The organism is Streptomyces sp. NPDC006332 (genome assembly GCF_040612855.1).
In the GTDB taxonomy this organism is placed as follows: Bacteria; Actinomycetota; Actinomycetes; order Streptomycetales; family Streptomycetaceae; genus Streptomyces.
On the sequence record NZ_JBEXRA010000019.1, the window covers coordinates 148,508 to 154,507 of the forward strand.

At 70.3% G+C, this 6,000-nt stretch carries 5 protein-coding genes; all 5 read right to left on the bottom strand.

Translation table 11 applies throughout. The features are described from left to right. Positions 1-25 precede the first annotated feature (25 nt). The 5 genes from rfbC to ABZ027_RS19410 all read right to left on the bottom strand — a co-directional run bounded on the left by rfbC (position 26) and on the right by ABZ027_RS19410 (position 5,746). Positions 26-619, bottom strand: a complete 594-nt coding sequence (gene rfbC, locus ABZ027_RS19390; protein ID WP_356769804.1) for a dTDP-4-dehydrorhamnose 3,5-epimerase — start codon at positions 617-619, stop codon at positions 26-28. A gap of 10 nt (positions 620-629) precedes the next feature. Continuing rightward, complete coding sequence (locus tag ABZ027_RS19395) at positions 630-2,615, bottom strand: glycosyltransferase (RefSeq protein WP_356769806.1); 1,986 nt, start codon at positions 2,613-2,615, stop codon at positions 630-632. Beyond that, on the bottom strand, positions 2,612-3,535 hold the full coding sequence (gene rfbD, locus ABZ027_RS19400) for a dTDP-4-dehydrorhamnose reductase (RefSeq protein ID WP_356769808.1): 924 nt from the start codon (positions 3,533-3,535) through the stop codon (positions 2,612-2,614). The genes ABZ027_RS19395 and rfbD overlap by 4 nt, the downstream gene beginning before the upstream one ends. A gap of 130 nt (positions 3,536-3,665) precedes the next feature. After that, positions 3,666-4,682 carry a dTDP-glucose 4,6-dehydratase gene (rfbB, locus tag ABZ027_RS19405; protein ID WP_356769810.1) on the bottom strand — a complete coding sequence of 339 codons (1,017 nt, stop codon included), beginning with the start codon at positions 4,680-4,682 and terminating at the stop codon, positions 3,666-3,668. Further along, entirely contained in the window at positions 4,679-5,746 is a 1,068-nt protein-coding gene (locus ABZ027_RS19410; protein WP_356769812.1) for a glucose-1-phosphate thymidylyltransferase, read from the bottom strand. The genes rfbB and ABZ027_RS19410 overlap by 4 nt, the downstream gene beginning before the upstream one ends. Positions 5,747-6,000: the final 254 nt, after the last annotated feature.

The window sequence follows — 6,000 nt, forward strand, 5'->3', positions numbered from 1 at the left end:
CCGGTCGTACCCGGATGTCCCCGGTTCAGCCGCCGAGGCTCTCCCGGTAGGCCACGCACTCCTCGTAGGAGGGCAGCAGGCCCTGCTCCTGAGCCTGGGCCAGGGTGGGCGCCTGCTCGTCCTTGGCGGAGAGCTGCGGGGTGAGGTCCGCGGGCCAGTCGATGCCGAGGGCCGGGTCCAGCGGGTGGATGCCGTGCTCACGCTCGGGCGCGTACCCCTCGGAGCAGAGGTAGACCACGGTGGCGTCCTCGGTGAGCGCCATGAAGCCGTGCCCGAGTCCCTCGGAGAGGTAGACCGCGTGGTGGTCCCGGTCGTCCAGGCGGACCGCCTCCCACTGGCCGAAGGTGGGCGAGCCGGTCCTGATGTCCACGATCACGTCGAGGACCGCGCCGCGCACACACTTGACGTATTTGGCCTGGCCGGGCGGCACGTCGGCGAAGTGGATGCCGCGCAGGGTGCCCAGGCTGGAGACGGACATGTTGGCCTGGGCCAGGCTGAGCCGGTGGCCGACCGCCTCGGTGAAGACCGGGGCCTTGAACCACTCGTGGAAGCTGCCCCGGCCGTCGGGGAAGATCTTCGGTTCGTGCACCCAGGCGCCGGAAATCGAAAGAGGTCGCATCTCGGGGTCCTCAGCTCTTCTTCTGCTGGTTGGTCAGGGCACGCTTGAGGCGCCCGGCGGCCCGGCGCCACAACGGACGCGGCGGGGCGGCCTGTTGCACGGCGGGCTTGACCGAGGGGGTGTGCCGGTCGATCACCTCGGCGGTGCCGTCGGCGTCCACCACCACGTCGATCGGGAGCCGGGTCCAGTGTGCCCCGCCGCGGGCGGGCGACGGCACACCGATCCGGACGGCCCAGCGCTGCCCGGTGATCTTCGCCAGCGGCAGCGGGGCGCTCACGGTACGGCCGTCCACCACGGCGTCGGCTGGGAACTTGCCCACGTTCTTGCGCTCGAAGCGCAGCAATACCGGGTTCGAGGCGCCCGCCGTGACGTGCAGCGGCAGCGGGAGGCGGACCGTGGAGCCGTCGACCACGGCCGCGGCCGGGTTCATCAGGGCCACCGCCTCCCGCTCCAGCTTGGCGGTGTGCTGGTCGACGTCGAGGGAGAGATTGCCCGGCCCGTCCGTCCAGTACGGCAGGACCAGCCGCCTCGGCTCACCGGTGAGTGCGGGCAGGCGCCCGGCCTCCACGTCCTCGCCGCGCACCGCGCCGAGCCGGGTCTCCTTGCTCCAGCCGCAGGACCTGATGCGCAGGTGCAGGTCCCAGATGCCCTTGGCCAGGGGCGCGCCCCCGGCCGCGGTCTCCGGGTCGAGCACGGCACGTGCGGTGATCTGCTGGCGGAACGAGCCCTTCCCGGCGTCCAGCCGGTGCGGTTCGCTGTCCAGCGGGAGGTAGTACTGGGTGGCGTCGTCGCGGTGCCGGACCACCAGGTCCACACCGCTGCCGCCCACCGGGGCGTCGAGGGTGATGCCCTGCCCGGCCAGTGCCTCCAGGGCCTTCTCGGAGAGGGGCAGGCCGAGCAGATCGCGGTCGCCGTCCCGGCGGAACGTCATCGGGGCGCCGTCGACCTCGTACTCGGCGCTGAAGTCGAGGTTCAGGGCGCCGTTCTCCCAGGCCAGGGAGGTCAGGCGGCCGGTGGGTCTGAGCTCGGCCTCCCAGCGGGCGAGCGCGCGGACGTCCTGGTAGAGGTCGGCGGCGACCAGGCCGGCGACCACCCGCTGGGTGGGGGCGACACAGGCGAACACGCCCGGTCCGAAGCGTTCGGTGACGACGCCGCGGATCTCCCGGTAGAGCTCCTCGGCGTAGTCCTCGGGGAGTTTGAGGAGCCGGTTGCCGCGCAGCCGCTCGACCATCTCGACCCGCAGCCAGCGGCTGTACAGCTTGTCGCGCAGCGGTCCCGGCTCGGTGAGTTCCTCGACCACGTCGAGGGCCTCACGGAGGTTGCCGAAGTAGCCGACCGGGTCGAAGCGCTGGAAGCCGGCGTTGGAGCCGTCGTCCCGGGTGATGTGGTAGTAGCACGGGTAGTCGCCGAGGACGGCGACGCTCTTCGCCCGGAGGTACGCCTCGGCGACGAAGACGTGGTCCTCCAGCCGGCGGCGGCCCTCCTTGAAGCGGATGTCGTGCTCGTTCAGGAACTCCCGGCGGAACATCTTGTGCGGGGTGAGGCTGTCGATCAGCGGCGCGTTCTCCACCGTGGCGCGCGGCCGGTTGACCCGGAACAGCTCCTGCGGGACCGGGCGGCCGATGCCGATCATCTTGCCGACGACCACGTCGGCGTCGTTCGCCTTGCCGTAGTCGTACATCCGCTCCAGTGCCTCGTCGCCGAGCCAGTCGTCGTGGTCGACGAACATCACGTACTCGCCCTGGGCGGCCGCGATGCCGGTGTTGCGGGGGCGGCCGGACCAGCCGGAGGACTCCTGGTGGATGACGTGGAGATGCGGGTGCTCGGCCGCCAGCTGGTCCAGGCGGGCGGGCGTCTCGTCGGTGGAGCCGTCGTCGACGAAGAAGACCTCGAACTCGTCGGGGGTGAGGCTCTGACGCAACACGGACGAGACGCAGTCCTCGACGTACTTGCCCGGGTTGTAGACCGCGATGACGACGCTGACCTTGACCGTCACGCCGGATTCTCCTTCGTCTGGGCCCGGTGGATCGCCGGGAATGCCTCGGTGAGGGCCGCGCGCCAGTCGCGCAGCGGCTCGATCCCGGCCGCCCGGAAGCGGTCGTGGCCGAGGACGCTGTAGGTCGGTCGGGGGGCGGGACGGGTGAATGCCTCGCTGGTGGTGGGGCGGACCCGGTCCGGGTCGGTGCCGAGCAGGCGGAAGATCTCCCGGGTGAGGCCGTACCAGGTGGTCTCGCCGGAGCTGGTGCCGTGGTAGATCCCGGCCGGGGCGGTGCCGGCGAGGGCTCCGCGGCCCAGGGCGAGCAGCAGACCCGCCAGGTCGGCGCTCCAGGTGGGCTGGCCACGCTGGTCGTCCACGACGTCCACGGTCTCCCGCTCACCCGCCAGCCGGATCATGGTGCGGACGAAGTTGGGGCCGCCCGCGCCGTACAGCCAGGCGGTGCGGACCACGTGGCCGAGGTCCGGGAGGGTCTTCAGGACGGCCTGCTCGCCGGCGAGCTTGGTGCGGCCGTACGCGCTGCGCGGGGCGGTGGGGGCGTCCTCGGCGTACGGCGTGGTGGCGTCGCCGGCGAAGACGTAGTCGGTGGAGACGTGGAGCAGGACGGAGCCGGTGCGGGCGCAGGCCTGGGCGAGATGGGCCGGGCCGTCGGCGTTGACGCTGTGTGCGTCGTCCTCGCGGGCCTCGGCGTCGTCCACGGCGGTCCAGGCCGCGCAGTTGACGACCACGGCGGGGCGGTGCCGCTCCAGGGCCCGCTGCACGGCCGCCGGGTCGGTGAGGTCCAGCGCCGCGCGGTCCAGCGCGACGGAGGGCTCGCCCTCGGCGGCCAGCGCGGCCAGCACGTCCTGGCCGAGCATGCCGCCCGCCCCGGTGACCAGCCAGCCGGCCGGGGCGCTTGCCTGTTCCCGTGTCGAGTTCATGCCTCTTCTTCTCTTCTGTTGTGCCGCGACGCTCGTGTGGCTGCGACGCTCGTGTGGGCTGCGACGCTCGGGTGTGCCGCTGAGCGGAACGGGCCCGGGCGGACCCGGGCCCGTGGAGGGGGTTGAAGCGTCAGCTCAGCGCCGCGCGCTCCTTCAGCGGCTCCCACCAGGCCCGGTTGTCGCGGTACCACTGGACCGTCTCGGCCAGGCCCTGTTCGAAGCTCTTGCGGGGCTCGTAGCCGAGTTCCTCGCGGATCTTGGTGCAGTCGACGGAGTAGCGGCGGTCGTGGCCCTTGCGGTCCTCGACGTACTCGACGCTGGTCTCCCAGTCGGCGCCGCACGCCGCCAGCAGCAGCCCGGTGAGCTCCTTGTTGGACAGCTCGGTGCCGCCGCCGATGTTGTAGACCTCGCCCGCACGGCCCTTGGTGCGGACCAGGTCGATGCCCTGGACGTGGTCGTCGATGTGCAGCCAGTCGCGGACGTTGCCGCCGTCGCCGTACAGCGGGACCTTCTTGCCGTCGAGGAGGTTGGTCACGAAGAGCGGGATGACCTTCTCGGGGAAGTGGTGGTGCCCGTAGTTGTTGGAGCAGCGGGTGACGCGGACGTCCAGGCCGTGGGTGCGGTGGTACGACAGCGCGATCAGGTCGCTGGAGGCCTTCGCCGAGGAGTAGGGCGAGTTGGGCTCCAGGGGGTGGGTCTCGGGCCAGGAGCCCTCGTCGATCGAGCCGTAGACCTCGTCGGTGGAGATGTGCACGAACGTCTTGATGCCGGCCCGGTGCGCCGCGTCGATGAGCGTGTGCGTGCCGACCACGTTGGTGCGGACGAACTCCGCGCCCCCGTCGATGGAGCGGTCGACGTGCGACTCGGCGGCGAAGTGCACGACCTCGTCGTGCTCGGCCATCAGCTTGCCGACCAGTTCGGGGTCGCAGATGTCACCCTGCACGAAGGCGAATCCGGGGTGGGTGCGCACCTCGTCGAGGTTGGCCGGGTTGCCCGCGTACGTCAGCTTGTCCAGGACGGTGATCGCGACATCACCGGGTCCCCCGGGACCGAGCAGCGTACGGACGTAGTGCGAGCCGATGAAACCGGCACCGCCGGTCACCAGGATCCGGGTCGGGCGGGTGGAAGGGACCGAAGGGGCCGTCATGAAGAAATCTGCACCTTGCTGTGATCACCGAGCACGAGCCGGTGGGCCTTGGGGTTACGGGGAGCGGGCGTGACCTCGACGTCACGCCCGATGAGTGAGGCCTCCACCCGGCGCACGCCGGTCACGGACGAACCGCGCAGCACGATGGAGTACTCGATCTCGCTGTCCTCGATCCGGCAGTCCTCCGAGACCGAGGTGAAGGGGCCGATGTACGCGTCGTTGACCACCGAGCCGGCACCGATGATCGCGGGTCCGACGATCCGGCTGCCGCTGACCCGGGCGCCCTCCTCGATCCGCACCCGGCCGATGATCTCGCTGCCCTCGTCCGCGGTGCCCTCGTTCAGCGGCTCCACGGTCTCCAGGACGGACCGGTTGACCTCCAGCATGTCGGTGACGTTGCCGGTGTCCTTCCAGTAGCCGTGGATGGTGGTGGAGCGGACGTCACGCCGGGTGTCGATCAGCCACTGAATGGCGTGCGTGATCTCCAGCTCGCCACGCCAGGAGGGCTCGATGGAGCGGACGGCCTCGTGGATCGCCGACGTGAACAGGTAGACGCCGACGAGCGCCAGATCGCTCTTCGGTTGCGTCGGCTTCTCCTCCAGGCCGACCACCCGGCCGTCACCGTCGAGTTCCGCGACTCCGAAGGAGGTGGGGTTGGGCACCTTGGTCAGCAGGATCTGCGCCTCGGGCCGCTCGGCCCGGAATTCGTCCACCAGACCGGTGATGCCGCCGACGATGAAGTTGTCGCCGAGGTACATGACGAAGTCGTCGTCGCCCAGGAAGTCCTGCGCGATGAGCACGGCGTGGGCGAGGCCCAGCGGTGCTTCCTGCGGGATGTAGGTGACCTTGATCCCGAAGAGGGAGCCGTCGCCGACCGCCTCACGGATCTCGTCCGCGGTGTCGCCGACGACGATGCCGACCTCGCTGATCCCCGCTTCGGCGATCGCTTCGAGGCCGTAGAAGAGAACGGGTTTGTTGGCGACCGGCACGAGCTGTTTCGCCGAGGTGTGGGTGATCGGACGGAGGCGGGTGCCCGCTCCCCCGGAGAGCACGAGAGCCTTCACGTATTGCGCCCCAATACTGTGGCTATACAGGGATGGGAAATCCCAGCTTGTCTTAATTTAACGGCGTTCTTGGGCCACATCATAACCACGACGGGATCAGGGGTTCACCATTCATTCATACATTCGGGTGTTGGTGTGATCGCCCGAGAAACGGAAGAATCCTGGAAGCCCGGCGCCTGCTGGGAAGTGCCCGGTGGGACGCCCGGACGGTGGCCGTCCACCTCGGCTTCACCGACCCCGCCAACTTCGGCCGC